This window comes from Neobacillus sp. D3-1R, from assembly GCF_052180215.1.
Taxonomy (GTDB): Bacteria; Bacillota; Bacilli; order Bacillales; family Cytobacillaceae; genus Pseudoneobacillus.
This window is the reverse complement of the sequence record NZ_CP197471.1, coordinates 4038532-4059487: the sequence shown is the minus strand read 5'-3', so window position 1 is coordinate 4059487 and position 20956 is coordinate 4038532. Positions and strand designations below refer to the sequence as shown.

Below are 20956 nucleotides of genomic sequence, written 5' to 3'. Positions count from 1 at the left end.
TGAATGGAGATAGGAATAAGTACGTTTGTTGAGACTACGCCTGATGTGAAGACGGGGGAAGTGGTTAGCCATGCGCAGAGGTTGCGTGAGGTTGTGGAGGAGATTGTTTTAGCCGATCAAGTTGGTTTGGATGTTTTTGGTGTTGGTGAGCATCACCGCCAGGATTTTGCGGCTTCTTCACCAGCGATGGTGTTGGCGGCAGCTGCCTCACAGACAAAACATATACGGCTAACGAGTGCGGTTACGGTGCTTTCTTCCGCCGACCCGGTACGTGTGTTTCAGGATTTTGCGACGCTTGATGGTATTTCGAATGGACGAGCGGAAATTATGGCGGGGCGCGGTTCATTTATCGAATCCTTTCCGCTGTTTGGTTATGATTTACAAGATTATGATGAGCTATTTGATGAAAAGCTTGAGCTTTTGTTAAAAATTCGAGAGTCAGAGAAGGTAACATGGAGAGGTGGCCATCGTCCCGCTATCCATAACTTAGGCGTCTACCCAAGACCAGTCCAGAACCCTTTACCTGTATGGATTGGCAGTGGGGGTAACCCTCAATCGGCCATTCGTGCTGGTGTCCTTGGCTTGCCAATCGTTCTAGCGATTATCGGTGGAAGTCCGTTGCAGTTTGCATCCATTGTAAAATTATATAAAAGAGCGGCTGCTCAAGCGGGTCATGATCCAGCCAAGCTGCCGGTAGCTTCGCATTCACACGGTTTTATTTGGGATGATACCCAAACGGCAGCGGATAAATTTTTCCCGTCGACCCAGCAAGTGATGAATGTGCTTGGTCGAGAGCGAGGCTGGTCTCATTACGACCGAAATAGCTTTGATATGGCTCGAAGCTTTGAGGGAGCCCTATATGTGGGCGACCCAGAAACCGTTGCTCAGAAAATCATTCATCTTCGAAAAAATGTTGGTATTACAAGATTTATGCTGCACGTTCCAGTTGGCTCGATGCCGCATGACGAGGTGATGAGAGCCATCGAGTTGTTGGGAAAAGAGGTAGCTCCAAGGGTAAGAGATGAAATCACCAAATGGGAAGCAGCACAATAAACAAATGCCTTCTGTGTAGGGGAATAGCCCTTATACCGAGGGCATTTTTTTAAAAAAAGATATGTCAATTTGGTGAAAAATAAATTTGATTACCATAATCATCAATAAACGTGCAATTTCCTATTTAAAAAATAGTCCCCAATCACTATAATTAAACTAGTTTGATAAAAGGTTATTTTAATAATAGTAGAGGGTGGGCATCGTGAGACTAGTTTCGATACATAATTGTGAAGAAGGCTTGATCCTAGCGAAGCCCATTCTTGATTCAACCGGTAGAATTCTATTAAATCAAGGCAGCACCCTTTCATCTACCTTTATTGCTAGATTAAAGATGATGAATATTCCTTTTTTATATGTTCAATCGGAATTGACGTCCGATATTGAAGTGAATAAAACGATTTCGCCGCAAATACGACTAAATACATCCTCAAAGCTAAAAGAGGTCTTCTCCTCCATTACCGATCAAAAAGCATCTAAAAAAGAGGCGATTGGGCGAGTAAGGTTAATCAAAGATTTATCCACGGTGTTCGAACAGATGATGAAAGATTTAAATTCATCGGACAGTTTACTAGACTTACTGAGCGACATGCAAACGCCTGGAAATGCCATATTTGAACATTCTATTAATACGTGTCTCTACTCTATTTCAATGGGAAAACAGTTGAAAATGAAAGAAAATGAGCTGCATCTACTTGGAATGGGCGCTCTATTTCATGATATCGGTAAGCTTAGCCTTCCTGAGGACAGCGATCAAAGTGAATTAAGAAAGCATCCTGAAGTTGGGTTCGATATGTTAAGAAAACAAGATATGCACCTACTAACTGCTCATTGTGCCTACCAGCATCACGAAAATGTGGATGGTACGGGATTTCCTAGAGGCCTAAAAGGAAACCAAATACATATCTTTGCCAAAATTATTTCTGTGGCGGAGGCATTTGATCATTTAGTGATGAAAAAATCCTTTTTGCCTCACGAAGCAATGGAGATGATTCTAGCAAGATGTTACACCCGTTTCGACCCCGAAGTCGTAGAGGCGTTTAAAAATTCCATTGCCATCTATCCTATTGGATTAACGGTCCTACTAAACACCGGGGAAACGGGAGTGGTAATTGGGAATAACGCGAACTTCCCACAGCGACCTAAAGTTCGTCTCTTTAAAGATAAATCTGGCCAAAAACTGAAGGAGTTCATCGATATCAATCTAATGACCTCTTTAAGTACGATGATTGTGAGATGTGACGCGATTATTGCTTAGGTAATAAGGATGGTATTTCCCTTTAGCAGTGGAAATAGAATCTTCAACAATTATCTAGTATCGGAAAAAATTAGTTTGCTGAAAAAACTGGGTGATTTGCATTCCGATAAATGTTTCTACAATTTTTATCGGACACAGGATACGCTATGTGTGTCAAATACGCTCTTTTGGAAGGGCTATCGGACACAGGGTACGCTATTGGCTTATTATCACGCAAAATTGGGCACCTTTTACCTCGATAGCGGAACGTGTGTCCTATAAGAGTGTGAAAACACCCATATTTTTAAAAATAACGGATTGTAGGTCCGATACATGTTTCTTCTAATTTTTATCGGACACAGGATACGCTATTTGTGTCAATTAAGCTATTTTGGAGGAGTTATCGGACACAGGGTATGCTATTAGCTAATAATAGAGCAGGTATGGGCACCTTTTACCTCGATAACGGATCGTGTGTCCTATACGAGCTTGAAAACACCCATATTTTTAAAAATAACGGATTGTGTGTCCTATAAATGCTATTCTCCCTCTCACCGAACCTATTATGTTTCCCACCCCGTTATTTTGTCGCCAGACAGCTTCATTTTTTCCGTACCACCCAACTATCTGTCTCCAAAACTACCCACCAATGAACGGAGTCACACTCATGTATGTTGCTTCCCCCCAATAGGGAATAATGACAAAAAAAATAGTTGGTGATGAAAATGGAAAAGTATTTTCAGCAAGATGGTGAAGCTTCCTTTGTTTTATTTTCTCTTGTTCATTTAATAACTCTTGCTGCACTTCTATTAAGCATCGTTTGCATCTATCTTTTTCGAAAAACGTTAAGGAAAGAACGTATCAATTTAATGGTACGGGTCGCGATAGCTGCCATTCTCATCTTATCTGAAATTTCCTTACATGTTTGGTTGTGGAGGATTAAAGAATGGACGATTCAATATTCCTTGCCGTTTCATTTAAGCAGTATTTCGGTTATCCTTTCAGCGGCAGCAATACTAACGCGAAGCTTTCCTTTATTTGAATTTACCTACTTTGCAGGAGTAGGAAGTGCCTTACAGGCGATGATTACACCGGATATTAGTGCGTATACCTTCCCACACTTTCGCTATGTCCATTTTTTTATCTCACATGGTGGAATTGTGGTTGCTAATTTGTTTCTCGTTTTGGTGGAAAAATATCGCCCCACCCTTCAAAGTTTGTGGAGAGCCTTTTTGTATCTCAACATTTATACCCTGTTTGTCTTTATCTTGAATGATTTTATTAAGGGAAACTATATGTATATCTCGGCAAAACCAGTTAACCCATCGATATTGGATTATTTAGGTCCATGGCCGTATTATATTTTTTCATTGGAACTCATTGCTCTTATGACCTTTTTTATTCTGTATCTTCCTTTTTGGCTCATTAAAGGTAGACAAAAGTGACCGCTCCACCAAGAAAAGGTCAGACTCACAAAGGTCCTAAGAAAACCTTATGAGTCTGACCTATTTATTTTCCTAAAACATCCACGAAGCGACGACCTTGTTTTTACCTGTGGTTTTCGCTTGGATTTCCGCGTTGTCCGCATAACTGATTAAATCCTCAACCGTCTCTACCTTACATAATTCTAGAGAGGAAACTCCCACACTAACCGTAACTGTATAAGGGCGTCCAACCGAAAATTCTTGTTCGATTTGCTCTCGGATTTTATGGGCAACTTGTAAAGCGGCTTGTCCATCCGTTTTCGGCAGGATTAATAAAATTTCCTCACCGCCGTATCTTCCTGGGATATCATTTTTACGTAAGTTAGACTGGATGATCTCTGCTACCTCTTGTAAAACTCGATCGCCTTCTTGGTGACCAAATTCATTCACTTTTCGGAAGTCATCAATATCGATCATGATCAAGCTAAGGTCTAACCCATATCGTTTGGATATTTCCAGTTCCTCTTTAATTTTTTCGATAAAATACCTTTTTAAGTAATAGCCGGTTAAATCATCGACCACCATTTCTCTGTACAATAACGCATTTCCGAAATGCGGTTTAATAAAGGAAAGGAAGTGATCCATATGCTGTAATTTGATTGGGTCTGTATCCTTTATATAGACATCCATGAATACAGATTGATTCCCTTGTTGATAAAGCGAGTATTCCTTCTTCATCATTTGATTATCAGTTGATTGATAATAAAGTAGTTCCGTATTATCGACCAGCCCTGAATTTGAGAAGAATTTTTTTTCTTTATGATGAGAAAGATTAAATGTGACCACAATCTGAGACACTGGAAAATAATCGAAAAGAGCTTGGGATAAACGATGAACCGTCTCGGATAGTTCAAGCTTCTCGGTAATTTGTTCACTTAAAAGGATAATGACTTGCAATTCAAGTGCTTGCTGGAGCCAGTATTGTCTGTCATGTAACAAGCTATCCACGATAAGCGGATCTTTTATATCCGTCATCGTCTGCATGATTTCCGGTGCAATCGTTTCTTCTAATTTTTCTGACATAAAATCTTGCCATCTCTTTTTGTCGATGAGCTGATAACCATTCACAGATCGTCGAGCGAAAAGAAGGGTATTTTTAAGGTCTCCATTCATTTTGGCCCATAGTGCCGAAAAGCGATAATAGTCTGGCCAAAACACATCATACGAAAACTTTTTCAAATAGGTTTTAAATTCCCCGAGCCAATAGGCAATCTCGTTTTGTTTATATTTAAATTGTAAGTTCAGAATCTCTCGATAAGACCAGCCTGCAATCATACCAGCCTGATTTTTATCGATACTGGCCTGGAATAAGCGACAGGCAGATTCCACAAATCCTTTTTCCGCCTCATAAAGAGCATTTAAAAATAAAGACTCTTCATTCTCAATCTCCAAATGAATCGGATCGGGAAGTGGTTCCTTTTTACGGTAGGCTGCGTAGCGTTTGTATACCTCCCATAAGGATTGATTGGTTGTGGTGACGGGCTGACTAGATAAATGGGTATTTTCCTCTTCGAATAAATCCCATCTTTCCCATTCACAAGCAAGCAATAAGTGATGAAGAATGTATCCTTCCGCTAAATCTTTCCGCTTGATTTCATCGACTGCCACCACTTGTTCATTATGATAGTGGTAGCTAGCCAGATCCCCTTGATATAAGGAAACTTCCATCCCGTTTAGATGGCCAACTTGTTCCTTTAGGGTAAAGCCTCTTCGTTTAGACCCTTCAATTCCAAGATGAATATATTTGAAAACGAGCTTCATATTGCTTTGGAAGCTATAGGCATCGTATAAACGTAACTTTAAATCTTGATGAAAAGATGTCTCTAAAATAGATTCTGTTTTTTCAAGTAAGGATACGCCCCATTCCTCTTTTTCAGGAAAGTATTTAAAAATGATCAGACAAATCACAATCGTCAGTTCACAGAAATATCGGGGAGTGATGCTGCTGCGATTAAAATAAGCATTCAGGATATAAAAATTTAATACTCTTTCGGCTTCTTCTCGCTGCAAAGGGATATAAAAATTACTCCATGAGATAAAATAAGCAGCCCTAACCTTATCGTCTAAATGATGGTCACTTTCCAACATCTCAAACATTTCCTTGCGAGTGGAAAGAAGATCAATTTCATTTCGATTCATTAAAATTAATAGCCACTCGATCCGATCGGCTTGTCTGCCAGTTCGATGAAAGACGGACGAAGCTAACTCCGCTGCAGGAGCAAATTGATTCAACCATTGATTTAAACGGCAAATCATTCGATCTAGCCATATACTAGGTCGGCGATTTAGCTTTTGGTGTAATACCTTAATTCTTTCTAATAATGATTTTCTTTTTTCATAGGTCAGAAAAGCATTGATCGGTCTATAATATCGAAGCAATAAATAATATTCCACCCGTTCCATTTTTGCTTTTTGAGCAAGAACAATTAACGGAGGAAGTACATTTGGCTGATGATGATATTGGAGCGTAAGGGCTTTTTGATAGAAAGCCCTTTGCTCTTCTTCCGATAAAAGGAGTTGGATTTGTGTAACCACTTCTTTAGGGACAAACATGCATTCATCATTACATACAAATAATAAGCCTAATTTTGAAAGCTTTCTTAAAAATGTAGGCAGGATTTTTAAATCCATATGGTTAGCGATAAATAGAGAACGAATCGAAATAGGCATAGGTAGACAAGCCAACACATTTAGTAATTCTAAATCTTCGTTTTCTAACTCTTTTAATCTATTCGCAATGATTTTTTCCGGAGATAGTGAATCCCAGTCTAATAAAAGAGAAGGGGAGCTATTCCAGTAGTTTTGATTAAAAATTAACTGTTCCTTTTGAATTAATTCCTCTAAAATCATTGAGCAATTGCTATAATTCACTTCCTTTTGATTTAACCAATCAGAAAGTTCAAAAAGAAGGGAAGGATGGGCTCTGCCAAGTTGATAGCTTAATAAATTTTCATAGATATCAGGCTTTTTTTCATCCAGATTAAGAATCGATTGTAAGCTCTCCGTTAATTCAATCGGGAGTGTCTTTCCGCTGAAAAAGAAATGCAAGCCAGGTATATCCTGATGATATTGTTTCCAAAAGGACTGTAAAATGAGCTGTGAGTCGTTATCAAAGTCCTCACATTTTTCAAAGGCATAATAAAGCTCTTGTAAAGGAAGCTTAGGTGTCACTTCTTTGAAAAAATGAAATAACCAATCGGTTAGGGAATAAAAAATATCATTCCCTTCAAAATGTCTTTTTAAAAGTTGGTCAAATTTCCGATTTAGTGTTCTTAAAAGTGTATGTGAATCGGGTGAATACTTTAGGACCACTCTTGTCGTATTTGAAATAAGATCACGTAAGGTAGCAAAAGCACGGTCCTTACAAATCAATCTAAAAAAGATATTATGCTCTAATACTTCATTAAAGCTTTGACTATAAATATCATAGAGAATTGTTTCATCCTCACAAATCAGTCCAATAAATCGGAATTCATCAGAACGTAAAAATGAGCTCAACACCTTATGATTCTCACCTGAAATAGGGAGAGGGGCTGGATGCAGCCAATTTGGTGTAGGTTCCATTCCTATTAATGGTGACTGGGCTGACATATTTAATGATTTCCGTAAATCCGCAGCAATTTCTTCCGCAAATAGGTACATATTGGGAGTATGAATTAACTGATGGAAAATGGACTCGATATGAGTTGGAATGGTTGGAAATAACCATTCTAAAAGCAAACCAACCGCATAATAATCGGAAATTCGAGCCATCGAATAACTACGGGAATAGGTAGACAAAAACTGATAAGAATAGACATCTGTCAGTTTATTAACAAACGGAAACGAAGTAGGAAATGGCTGAATATCGATTAAAATAGACCCATTTTCCGGGTGGAAATAAATCGATTCCGGCAAGATAAAGCCTAAAATAAAGTCATTTTTATGCAAAATACTTAATGCATCACATAACTCAACCAATAATTGTATTTTTTCGTTCTCTTCTATTGGTTGGGTATGAATCTCTGAGATAGGTATATAGCCTTTAGGTAGAGGTGGGAAATAAACATACAATTCATTTTGCTTCATTTCCCATTCTACAGGTAAACGGAACCTATCACCCTTTGCCGCATCTAACCAAGCTACCAATCTTTCTTCAATCTCTGAATGATGAAAAAAATCCCATAATCCATCATGGAAGCGGATCTCAGAAAATAAGGAGTGGTTAAACGCCGTTTTATATGAATTAGATTTTAATTGAATACTCATAATGTCCTCCAACAAGCTCCGACTCTTTTTGTAGCTCAAAGATGCAAAAATGATTTATGTAAGTTCTTTGATACAAAACGATTTTATCCGATCTTCCTTTGTCATCGTCTCTTGAAGCCAAAGCATAAAATCTCGTTCAGGCAATGGACGGCTCAACAGATATCCTTGTATTTCATCACAATGATGTTCGGTAAGGAAACGAAGTTGCTCCTGATCTTCCACACCTTCTGCGATCACGTTCAACTTTAAGCTGTGTCCTAAGTTAATGAGAGCTGTGGCAATCGCCGCATCTGTCGAATCTTGAGCAATATCACGAATAAATGGTTGAGCAATTTTTAATGTATCTAATGGGAAATTTTTTAGATACATTAAGGTCGAATATCCTGTTCCAAAATCATCTATTGAAATTTTAATTCCTTTTTCTCGCAAACTATTTAAAATCACAATAATGGATTCTTCTTTCAGCATCAGAATGCTTTCGGTAATTTCAAGCTCTAACCATTGGCCATCTAGGCCTGTCTCCTTCAGAATCGTATTGACGGTATTCGTTAGGTCATGTCGAAATTGTAAAGCCGATAAATTGACCGAAACCATAAAAGGCGGGATCCCAGCATCCTGCCAAGCTTTATTTTGACGGCACGCTTCTCTTAATACCCATTCGCCCATCGGGACAATTAAGCCCGTTTCTTCAGCTAACGGGATAAATTCGGCTGGTGAGATCATTCCTAGTTCAGGATGATTCCAGCGAATGAGTGCTTCTACACCTATGAGTTTTCCTGTTTGGAGATTCATTTTTGGCTGGAAGAATAATAGAAACTCTTCATTATCTATCGCTTTTCGAAGCTGATGTTCAAGCATTAACCGCTTAGATGTTGTTAATTTTTGTTCGGGCTTATAAAAGCGATAGGTATTTTTTCCTTGATCCTTTGCTATATACATAGCGGTGTCTGCTTGTTGGACAAGTTTTTCCGCAGTGGCACCATCATAAGGATATACGCTAATCCCAATACTAGGAGTAATCACAAATTCATGGCCTTCTATAAAAAGAGGTTTAGCTAGTTCGTCAATTACTTTTATCGCGACTAATTCGGCTACATCATAGTCTCCATTGGGAAGAATAATCGTAAACTCATCCCCAGCAAGACGGTAGAGTTCATAGGTAGAATCTAAGCATTCCCTTAAACGAACCGAAACCTCTATTAATAAAGTGTCACCAATACTATGTCCAAGTGTATCATTAATCAGTTTAAATCGATCTAAGTCGATAAAAAGTAAGGACACATTTAGGTTGTTATTTTCAGCTTTCTCTAAGTGCCCCTTTAAGGCACTATAAAATTTCAATCGATTAGGCAGTCCAGTTAGTCCGTCATAATGGGCTTGCTGATACACGATTTCCTCATGCTGCCTTCTTTCGGTAATATCCGTTGCTACGCCAAGCAGATACTTGTTTCCCTTATGAATAATCGGTAATTTGATCACATGAAGCCAACGGTCTTCTCCTTTAGAATTTTGAAAAGCACACTCGTAAACTATTTTATCTTTCGTGCCATTCATTATTTCTCTATCTTCATCCAACCGTTCCTCTATATCTGGAGCATTGGAGTTAAAATCCTTTTCGGACTTACCGATAATATCCTTTGCTGTCACACCGAACGCCTCGGCAAAGGAAGCATTCGCTAAATAATAATGGCCGTCCCAGTCTTTTGCATAAATCATACATGGATTTTTTTCGATGATTTTTTCACTGATTTCTGTGCGAAAAAGCAAATCTTCCATTTGGTGTTTTAACAAACTCAGTTTACGAGATTGTCTTAGACTATTTATCGCAAAAAGAACCGTTGGGATCAAAAGAAGGAGGAGACTAAAACTCCAGTTCATAGGGTTTATGGAAACACTTACAACCGTAAAGCCAACTGATAAAATGGAAAGAAAAAGTAGTATACCGTGTTCTCTATGAACCTTCATCGTTGTTTTCCCCCTGGAATGTTATTCAATAAATAATATTTTAAATGAAATTTATAAGAGTAAATTTTAAAAAATGGTATATTTTACACTAGAATTTTCATTTTTTAGAACTATTTTAATTATTTTTTAATTATAAAAAAATGTCGGATTTTGTTATATAGTACAAAAGTACTATATTCAACGTAAATAAGCTACAATATATTCGAAAGGTTTCTCCTAGGGGAGATTAGATGATTATTAAAAAGGCTAGTAATCAAGAAAGATTACTAGCCTTTTTGTTACTATTCTATTATTTTCTCTGATTTCCCGTTGTTCCGTTGTTACCTTCACTGCCAATTTTTACAGTATTAGTAGATGTGTTACCTGCGTTGTCGACTGCAACGACGGTTACGGTTTCACCTTCTGTAGCCGGCTGAGCAAGCACGTAGGCTGTTTCGCCGTGGACATACGGAGTTTCAGTTGCGGGTTGTCCGTCAACTAATACATACCAGTAAGCAACACCACTTGTTTTATCGGAAACATCTACGGTTACGGTTTTACCGTCTGTTCCTAATGTAGTTTTTAATTTAGGTGTTGTTACGTCAAGCTTCACTGGGAATTTATAGCTTTGGGCTTTTGCACCATCAAAGTCAAGAGTAGCATCGACTTCCATGTAGTATTGGCCCTCTGGTGCCATCTTACCGTTATGCATTGTACCATCCCATGTCCAGTTGGAGAATAGGTAGTACATAGCTCCTCTTCCGCCATCATAGTAGTTTTTAGGTACATCTTCTTCGGTCATAATTTCTTTTACAACCTTACCTTCTTCATTCACCACTTTTAACGTTAATTCTTTTGCGTTACGAAGTAGGGATAGTAGGTAAGTGGCGCTGTCGTTATTGCCATCACCATTTGGTGAAATGGCGATTAATTCTGGATCTAGGTCGCCAGTTGCCTGGTCAACTCCCAACCAATCGTAGCTTCCTCCACCCATATGGGTAAGAAGACCTGTCATTCCGTAATATGACATCGGATCCCAAGCTGGAGTGTCTAGGATTGGTGCTGCATTCCAATCACCTTTAAATCCAACGTAAGGGACAACCAAATCTGGATTTGTATCAGTAGGGTCCGTTAGTTTTACAAAACCTTCTAACCAATAACCATTCGTGAAATAAGATTTTAAAACTACATCCAAATCGCTAACATCAACTGAAACATCAAATGATGTTTGACCCTTAGCAGGAACTTCGATCGTGCTAACTGCTTCACCATTCACTTTTGTTATTGCTCCTAAATCAATAGCACCAAACATGTTAGGCGCCGATACCCATACACCGCCACCGTTTACAGGACTATCTGTTTGAGCACTTGCACTTACTTGATAGGTTGCTGCTTTGTCAGAGTAGTTTTCTGCTGTTAAGGTGAATGTTACAACATTGCCCTTTACTTCTTTAAGTGCCACTTTTGCTTCTCCAGTCACTGAGTCTGATACTGTTACCGGTGTTGAGAGTGCTGCATGAAGCTGCATTAAACCTGAACCTTCACGGCGAGGAGATACAGGTGCACCATCAAATTCAACTGGTTTAGCTGTGTTTAATAAGAATTTTTTCGCAAGTTTAGATCTTGCTGCTCCATCTAGACCAAATTCTTCATCAACTCGCTCTAGTACTAATGCTGATCCACCTGACACGTGTGGAGCTGCCATGGATGTACCACTTTTCATACCATATTCGTTGTGATTAAGGGTAGAGTAAATTTGTCCACCTGGTGCTGTGAGTTCTGGTTTGAAATCAAGGTTAGGAGTAATCCCCCAAGAAGAGAAAGAACTCATTTTACCTGCTTCAACGTTTGGAATCGTCATTTTTTCGCCACCGAAGGTAACCTGAACAGATTTACCTGTGTTTAGTGCAGAAGCAAAACGGTCCCCATCTGCTTTTAACATGAACAATTGCGGAATAGTGATTTTAGCATCCGTTGCCATATTAACGGTTCCATCTGTACTATTGTAGATAATGACTCCAGCTACTCCAGCGTTTTGAGCATTTAGTGCTTTATCAACAAACCCTATGGTACCGCGTTTAACTAAAGCAAATTTGCCGTTGAAGTCCTTACCTTCAAAATCAGCAGGGTATCCTAACCCGGCAGGAACCAACTCAAAACTAGTTCCCACTGTTGGAGCATTCTGACCAGCCGATAAGAACATCACTTGGTCTGCCTCGCCGCCATCAATAGAAACCCCAGCTGCATCTACATCCATGAAGGAGTTTTCATAGGATGCGACGGAAATAGAATCATAGGCAACACCTGGTGAACCGACTACTCCATAGTCAGGATTCGATGCATATGGATAGAAATAGCCGTTTCCAAAGTACGTAGAGTTACCTGCGGAAATGGACATGACCACTCCGTTATCAACGGCACGTTTAATGGCTTGTTGTTCAGGTGAATCCGCATCAACGAATCCCGCAGTAGAACCAAGGCTCATGTTCAGAACATCCGCCCCAAGCTTCATTGCATCATCAATGGCTTTGATATAAATATCGCCATATGTAGTGGCTTCATTTTCACCGAATACACGTAGAGCTAATAACTGCGCTTCAGGAGCAACCCCTTTAATACCGCCGTTTTCTTCGTCACCGTTAGCTGCAACAGTTCCAGCTACGTGCATCCCATGCATTCCCGTGTCTACATTGTCATCAACAACGTCATCGTTATTATCATAATAGTTCCAACCGTAAGGAACTTTTTCAGTTAGAAAATGCCCTGGCAGTTCAAACTCAGTAATGGCACTATTTACCTCATCCGCAGATAATTCAGCGGAATCACTATCTGTTAATTGAAAATCTTTATGTGAAGAATCAATACCAGAGTCAATGATCCCAACAACCATACCTTCCCCTTCATAGCCAAAATCGCGCCATGCTTGTTGTGCTTGAACTAATTCTTTGCTGTACTTCATATCTGGTTCTTCGGTTGGAAGTTCATATTCGGTTGCTAGGTAAACATCTTTTACTTCTGCTACTTCCTTAATTTTTTCAATATCGCCATATTTTACAGTGGCACTAAAGCCATTTACAATAGCTTCAAAATCTTGATGGAATTCAATGTTAATGTTTTTTCCTTTGATTTTATCCTTTGTTGTTTTTTGTTTGCTTTTAGCTGCGTTTTCAAGTTGTTTTCGTTCTGCTTTGGATAGCTTGTCGTACTTTACACCCTTCATTGTTGCGGTTTCAACCGGTGTACTGCCGTCCAACTCCACGACAACGCGAACTTCTTTATTTGGATCTATCTTTTGTAGATCCGTAGCTAAAAAGTTCTTGATTGGAAGCTGCGGTTTTTGGGCATCTAATGGCAGTGGAGTGATTCCTCCTGTTACAGCAGAGCCGCTACTGCCAAATGCTAATAAAGAAACTAGTGAAATTGCCGTAATTCTTTTTAACATGCCTTTCCTCCCCAAAAAAAATATTTAAAAAGAAACAAAGAATAATAGATCTAATCCCCCCTTTGAATATACTGAAAAATTATAACTTTCAGTATATTCATACTATACTAAATTACTTATAGAGGGACTAGCACATCCAACCTAGGAACGAAACAGTAGAATTGCTCGAAAAAGTAGATTTATGTCTTTTTCTTTAGCTGAAAATGGGGCGATTTATGTAAGGAAATGTTGAAACGGCATGATATTTGACTGAAAATCAAATATTTTAGGAGAAAAAAGTATATGAAATAGATCGAACTTTATCGAAAAGTTTTGTAGTACAAAAGGTTTATTGGTTTGAGTGCGTGGTAGAATTTGTGAATTTCACTAGCTGTTTTTCAGCCTTGATTCCTATTTTTAAAAAAGGAATGTTTCTGAAAAGAGGATATCAACCGTTTTATAACATTTATCAACCGATTTAAAAATTTATCAACTTCTATGGATATAGGTATGAGTTTAACTCTATTTAAAAAATGGAATTTAATTCCTCTTTTATATTTTTTAGATAGACTTCTAGAAAATAATTGCTTAAAAAATAAATCTACTAAAAATCCTCATCTTATCCTCGAATCCTCACACTCTGTAACTCGAAAAATTCTCATCTTTCAACAGCTAATTTCGACAGTTTCTACATATCTATATAGGGATAATTAACTACGAAATGTAAAAATTTTACTATGTATAACAAGGGGGAGCTTACCGGCCATTCTTAGACTTTTTAAATTTATAAAGCACGGGAAAATTCATTAAGAGGAGAAAAGGATATTAATGAAAAAGATTTTAAGTAAAAAGATATTATCTATTCTATTAATCGTTCTACTAATTGGAAATGGCTTTACATCGTTTCAATTAACGGCCCAAGCTGAGAAACTAGTATCATCTATTCAGCTTTCAACTAGTGGTAAGGTAGTGAATCATGCTTTTGGGGATAGAAGTTATGATTCAGATTACTATGAAAAACTATCCTTGCAGGTGACGGCTGCTTTTTCAGATGGAACATCAAGTAACATCTCAAATGAAGCAATTAAAACCAGCACTGATAATGGGATTGAAGTTAGCCAAGATGGAACCCTCACAGGGAATTCCGATACATCCGGCTATGTTACGGTCACTTATCAGAATAAGCAAGCTACATTATTCGTTAACTCGAATTGGGATTATGTTAGTGGGTCCTATGTATTAAACGTGTTGAGTGAACCTGAATATGGCGATGTAACCAAAACTAATGTAGGTTTTAAAGATTCAAATTTGGAAAAAGTGGTTCGTGAACAATTAAATAAGCAAGCAGGGACCATTACAGAAGAAGATATGAAGCTATTAACCACACTGGATGCTGATTATGAAAATATCCGAGATTTAACAGGAATGGAGTTTGCTGTTAATCTGGAGGACTTACATCTAGAAGGAAATCAAATTAACGATCTCATTCCGTTACGGAAACTAAATAATCTTAAAAAAATATGGTTAAGTCATAATGACATTAATAATTTGGAACCTTTAGGTGGTTATACTCATTTGACAGAACTTTACGCTGCTGAAAACCAGATTTCTCATTTAAAAGGGTTAGAGAAACTTTCAAACCTTCAAATCTTAGATCTACATAATAATGATATCAGAAATATTGACTCTCTTAAGGGGGGAGCCTCGTTATCAGAACTTAATTTGAATCAAAATCAAATTACAAGTATAACTCCTTTATCTAAGTTAACTTCTCTAGAAAACGTACAACTAAATCATAACCAAATACCTAACTTAGATGCGTTAGATCATTTGAGTCATTTGCAATGGGTGGATGTAAAATGGAATCCTCTTAATGCAAAGTCTGTTAAATCCATAGAGGAATTAGAAACAAAAGATGTTTATGTAGATTTTACGGATTATAATAGAACACCAATTAAATTTGCAGATTCTAAATTAGAGCAAGCTATTAGTGAAGTTTTAAACTTATCCATTCCTATTAAAAAGGGAGATTTGGAAGATGTTCAGAATTTAGACTTGAGTAATAGAGGGATAACCAATTTAAAGGGATTAGAATATGCTACAAGCCTTCATTCCATTGATCTTAGCTCAAACTTTCTTAAAAATATAGATGTCCTTTTACCACTAAAGGAACTGGATTGGGTCGAGGTTAGTAGAAATCCACTTACGGCCGATGCCATGAACACTATCCAGAGTCTAGAGGATAATGGTTCCTATATTGAATACCATCTAAATTACGACTCAACGCCGGTAAAATTTGCAGATGCTAACTTAGAAAATGCGATCAGTGATTTTTATGAAATTCCTAAACCTATTACCAAAGGCGATATGAGTCAGTTTGATTATTTAACTTTAACTAGCAAGAATATTTCTAGTTTGAAAGGTTTAGAAAATGCAACTAATTTAAATGAGCTATCTATTTGGGATAATAAACTTACTAGCATTAGTGAGTTGGAGCAATTAGAGCATTTAACATCTGTTGATATAACAAGGAATCCTTTGGATACGAATGAGGGGTCAGAAGTATCTCAGGTTATCAAAGGATTAGAAGCGAGAGGTATAACGGTTTCCTATGACCAAGGCGATTCAACTTCTATTGATTTTGCTGACCCAAAATTAGAATATCGTATAAAAGAAATTCTTAATATAGGAACAACCATAACCAAAGGTGAATTTAGTCAGCTTGAATCCTTATATTTAAATAGATATCCTTCTGGTGAGATTATTCGTTTGAATGGAATGGAAGAGGCAGTTAGTCTAAAAACGTTATTTTTAAATGATCATTTAATAACAGATCTTTCTCCTCTATCGGGTATGGAGAAACTTACAGAATTGCATTTAAAAAATAATGAAATAACGGATCTATCCCCTTTATTGGCACTGCCAAATCTACAGTACTTAGATGTTAGAAACAATTTTTTTGAAGCTGATTTAGATTCTCCTGCTAGAAAAATTCTTTCTTCACTTGAGGAAAGAGGAGTGAAGGTCGAGTATAATCTGAGACCTGATACGATGGTTAAAGGTTATGTGTTGGATGAAACGGGAAGTAAACCTGAAAAGTATTCCTATCTGACGATCAATGATGAGAAAAATACGTATCAAACCGCATGGAATCCTCACGGTGAATTTACTTTAAAATTAGGTGATGGTTCTTATCATGTAACTAGCTATTCAACAAGGGTGTTAGAAAATATGGAGATTATTTCTCTAAACATGGATTTTGAAATCAAAGAAGGTCAATTATTTGTCAATGGAAGCCCAAAAGAAACGTTGGAAGTGAAAATACCACCTATTTCTTTAAAAGGTAACGTTCTGGATGAAAACAGCAATCCAGTAGCGAATGCCAGTGTGACTATAGAGAGTAATACGAATAGATTTGAGATTAATACGGATTCATATGGAGACTTTAGCTCTCGATTGCAGGATGGGGCTTATTCGATTTCTCATATTTGGACGGGTCAAGAAGGTATCCCGTTACAGATTTCATTTGAAATAAAAGAAGGAAAACTTTATGTTGATGGGCAGTTAAAAGACCTCCTTGAAATAAAACTACCGCCAGTCACCTTAAGAGGCAGTGTATTAGACGAGAATGGTATACCTGTAGCTAATGCAAATGTGCAATTAGAGAGTAAAAATGAAAGATATTATACCAATACAGATGACCTAGGTAATTTTAAATTCCGCTTGATAGATGGAGTTTATAGACTAACCCAAGTTACAATGGGCAATGAAGGAGCCCCATTAGATATTTCTTTTGAAATTAAGGAAGGCAAGGTTTATATCAATGGAGCCCTTAAAGAAACCCTTGAAATAAAACTTCCGCCTATTACGTTAAAGGGTACTTTAAAAGATGAAAATGGATCCTTGATATCAAATGCTGATATTTCCATTGATGTAAATAACAGAGGATACGGAGTAAGAACGGATAGTCAGGGTAACTTTAGTTTTCGATTAATGGATGGAATGTATCGAGTATCCTATCTCTGGAAAGATAATGAAGGCATACAGCTTCATATTCCGTTTGAAATCAAAGATGGAAAACTAATGATCAATGGAGAACAAAGGGAAAACCTAGAGGTGGCCTTACAACCTATAACGTTAATCGGTAGTATAGTTGATGAAAATGGAACATCTGTGATGAATGCAAATGTGCAGGTTTTGGATAATAAGCTATGGTACAATTCGAACACAGATTCGAAAGGTCATTTCACCTACAGATTGGTTGATGGAACGTATCGAATTTCCCGTGTTTCGGTGAATAATGAAACAGTTCCTCTAGATATCCCATTTGAAATTAAAGATGGCAAGCTTTATATGAATGGGGAATTAAAAGAAGAGTTAGATATTCAATTACCACCTGTCACTTTAAAAGGTAATCTAAAAGATGAAAATGGGACACAAATATCAAATGTTGACCTTTTTATAGATATGAATGGTCAGGGTTACGGCGTTAGAACGGATAGTCAAGGTAAGTTTAGCTTTAGGCTAAATGATGGAATGTACAGAGTGACTTATTTAAGGAATGGGGAAGAGGGAACACCATTAGATATCCCATTTGAAATTAAAGATGGGAAACTATTAATCAATGGAGAGCCAAGGGATAACCTAGAAATAAAGTTACAACCTCAAACCTTAACCGGTAGTTTGGTTGATGAAAATGGATCACCTTTGTCGAATGCATATATACAAGTTGAGGGAAATAACCAGTGGTATAATCCTAACACAGATGCACAAGGTCATTTTACCTCCAGATTGGTTGATGGAACCTATCGAATTTCCCAGGCTTCGATGGATCATGAAACAGCCCCTCTAGACATACCATTCGAAATTAAAGATGGCAAGCTTTATATAAAAGGTGAACTTAAAGAAAAGTTGGACATTCAATTACCACCTGTCACCTTAAAAGGCAGTCTAAAGGATGAAAATGAAGTACTTATATCAAATGCTGAGATTTTTATAGAAATGAATGGTCGGGGTTACGGGGTCAGAACGGATAGTCAAGGTAACTTCATTTATCGGTTAAATGATGGAATGTATCGAGTATCCTATCTCTGGAAGGAAAATGAGGGCATACAACTTAATATCCCATTTGAAATTAGAGAGGGAAAACTATATGTAAATGAAGAGCAAAAAGAGAGCCTTGATATTAATCTACTTCCAATAACGTTAAATGGTAGCTTATTAGACGAAAATGGGTTGCCCGTCGCAAATGCTAGTGTTCAAATTGAGGGTAGTGATGGGTGGAAGGTCATTAACACAGATTCACATGGTCACTTTGTCTATAGATTAGTAGATGGATTCTATAAAATAAAACATGTATTTATAGGAAATGAAGGGGAATTCTTTGATACTCCATTTGAAATCAAAGAAGGAAAATTGTATGTCAATGGAGAGCCAATGGAGCAATTAGTTATAAACTTATTGCCCATCGCACTTCAAGGAACTGTAGTAGACGAAAATGGAGTAATAGTTTCTAATGGGGTTGTATATGTTCAATATGAAAATATGGAGCAGCAAAGCAATTTGGATAACCAAGGTAATTTTAAGTATCGATTAGCTGATGGCGAGTATAATTTGACATATATTTGGATGGGAAAAGAGGGTGCATCGATAAATATTCCCTTTCAAATTGTGGATGGAAAACTCTATGTGAATGGAGAAAGGAAAGAAAAATGGGATATTCAGCTATTGCCGGTTACCTTTAATGGGAAATTAGTAGATGCAAATGGGCAACCCATTTCAAACGCTGATGTCTTTATTGAAATTAATAATAGAGGATATATTGCTCGTACAGATGCGCAAGGAAACTTTAGTTACAGATTACCTGAGGGAACCTTCCACATAACTTATATCTGGAAAGACCAAATTGGTAAACCAGTCTATATTCCTTTTGAGATTAAAGAAGGTAAACTTTATGTGGATGGTGACCTTAAAGAACAATTAGAAGTCTTGTACAACTAACCATACGTTAAAATTAAATTTTAAAAGGATTACAGGTCAACTGATCTGTAGTCCTTTTTTTAAATCACCTGTTTAAACTTGTGGATATCAACCGGGTTTAAGTGTTTATCAACCGAATTGGGGCATTTATCAACCGAAACGAACTATTTATCAACCGCTTATAAAATTTATCAACATCTAGCGTTTTAAGAAGCCCTCTCCTGAAAAAAATATTTCTACTCCCGAAACATTTTGGTTGACTATCTTCTGAAAAGTCATAATATTAAATAATAGTTTGGTTATAGCCAGTCCTAAAAATAATCCAAGCTGTAAAAAATTAATCAAATAGAGGAGTGGAAGTATGAAGGACTTTTTAAATGAACTTTTTAGATCAATTGATGAACTAGAAGAAGAGATGATTGACATTAGAAGGGACCTTCATCGCCATCCAGAACTTGCCTTTCAAGAGGTGAGAACGCCTGAGTTTATTGCGGATTATCTTGAGAATTTAGGCGTAGAAGTGAGACGAAATGTGGGAGGACGAGGGGTTGTCGGAACACTGATAGGTGGATTACCTGGAAAGACCGTGGCTTTAAGAGCAGATTTTGATGCCTTGCCAATCCAGGACGAAAAAGAGGTAGATTACAAGTCTACCGTACCAGGTATCATGCATGCCTGTGGACATGATGGGCATACAACGGCTTTACTGGCAACGGCAAAAGTTCTATCAAAGCACCGTAACCGATTACCGGGAACAGTCGTATTCATCCATCAATTTGCGGAGGAATTAGCGCCTGGTGGAGCTAGACCAATGATTGAAGATGGATGCTTAGACGGAGTGGATGCCGTTTTTGGCTGCCATCTTCAAAGTACCATGCCATTAGGAAATGTTTATTACCGTAGCGGATATATTCAGGCAGCTGCTGACAAGTTCACGATTAAAATTGTAGGAAAAGGCGGACATGGGGCCGTTCCTCAAGAAACGATTGACCCTATTATTATTGGTTCTCAAGTCGCGTTGAATCTGCAAACCATTGCCAGCCGAAGAGTGGACCCATTAAAGGAACTGGTTGTTTCGATTGGAGCGTTTCATTCAGGCAAAGCCTTTAACGTCATTCCTGAATCGGCTGAACTGATCGGAACTGTTCGATCATACGATCCAGAGGTAAGAAATATGGCCGAACGTTCTCTTATCAAAATTGCTACTTCGGTTGCGGAGGCAAATGACGCTAGTGCAGAGGTTGACTATGAAAGAGGATATGATGCCGTCTACAATCATCCTGAAGAAACAGAGCTTGTCAAAAATGCCCTTCAGGATGTACCTGGTGTTCATTCGGTATTGGAGACACCTCCAGTAATGCCTGGTGAAGATTTTACCTACTATACGCAAAAGGTACCTGGCTCCTTCTTCTTCACAGGTGCTCAAATGGAAAATCCAAAAGATGTATTCCCGCATCATCATGAAAAATTTGATTTTGATGAGCGCGCAATGGCGGTTACAGCTAAGAGCTTTTGTTCTATTATTCTATCTTATCAAAAACAACATAATGGCAATTTAGAAGCAGTAGGAACATCACAGGAATAAATACTTAA

General features: G+C 37.8%; 8 protein-coding genes. 5 read left to right on the top strand and 3 right to left on the bottom strand.

Annotated features, from left to right (window positions below; genetic code table 11):
* Positions 1-3 precede the first annotated feature (3 nt).
* From ACSBPO_RS20545 to ACSBPO_RS20535, 3 genes are all read left to right on the top strand, one after another.
* The gene (locus ACSBPO_RS20545) at positions 4-1053 is read left to right on the top strand and encodes an LLM class flavin-dependent oxidoreductase (RefSeq protein ID WP_442596605.1); all 1050 of its coding nucleotides are present in this window, start codon (positions 4-6) and stop codon (positions 1051-1053) included.
* Between the two features lie 202 nt (positions 1054-1255).
* Positions 1256-2308: an HD-GYP domain-containing protein gene (locus tag ACSBPO_RS20540; RefSeq protein WP_442596603.1), complete on the top strand. Its 1053-nt coding sequence runs from the start codon at positions 1256-1258 to the stop codon at positions 2306-2308.
* A 704-nt stretch (positions 2309-3012) separates the two neighbouring features.
* Positions 3013-3732 carry a YwaF family protein gene (locus ACSBPO_RS20535; protein ID WP_442596601.1) on the top strand — a complete coding sequence of 240 codons (720 nt, stop codon included), beginning with the start codon at positions 3013-3015 and terminating at the stop codon, positions 3730-3732.
* Between the two features lie 72 nt (positions 3733-3804).
* On the opposite strand, the gene ACSBPO_RS20530 is transcribed toward ACSBPO_RS20535, so the two are convergent.
* The 3 genes from ACSBPO_RS20530 to ACSBPO_RS20520 form a co-directional block, all read right to left on the bottom strand.
* Positions 3805-8019, bottom strand: a complete 4215-nt coding sequence (locus ACSBPO_RS20530; protein WP_442596599.1) for a GGDEF domain-containing protein — start codon at positions 8017-8019, stop codon at positions 3805-3807.
* A gap of 54 nt (positions 8020-8073) precedes the next feature.
* Positions 8074-9984, bottom strand: a complete 1911-nt coding sequence (locus tag ACSBPO_RS20525; protein WP_442596597.1) for an EAL domain-containing protein — start codon at positions 9982-9984, stop codon at positions 8074-8076.
* 289 nt (positions 9985-10273) lie between these two features.
* The gene (locus tag ACSBPO_RS20520; RefSeq protein ID WP_442596595.1) at positions 10274-13405 is read right to left on the bottom strand and encodes a S8 family serine peptidase; all 3132 of its coding nucleotides are present in this window, start codon (positions 13403-13405) and stop codon (positions 10274-10276) included.
* 807 nt (positions 13406-14212) lie between these two features.
* Between ACSBPO_RS20520 and ACSBPO_RS20515 the strand changes: the two genes are divergently transcribed.
* Positions 14213-19384 carry a carboxypeptidase regulatory-like domain-containing protein gene (locus tag ACSBPO_RS20515; RefSeq protein ID WP_442596593.1) on the top strand — a complete coding sequence of 1724 codons (5172 nt, stop codon included), beginning with the start codon at positions 14213-14215 and terminating at the stop codon, positions 19382-19384.
* Between the two features lie 340 nt (positions 19385-19724).
* Positions 19725-20948: a M20 family metallopeptidase gene (locus tag ACSBPO_RS20510; protein ID WP_442596591.1), complete on the top strand. Its 1224-nt coding sequence runs from the start codon at positions 19725-19727 to the stop codon at positions 20946-20948.
* Positions 20949-20956: the final 8 nt, after the last annotated feature.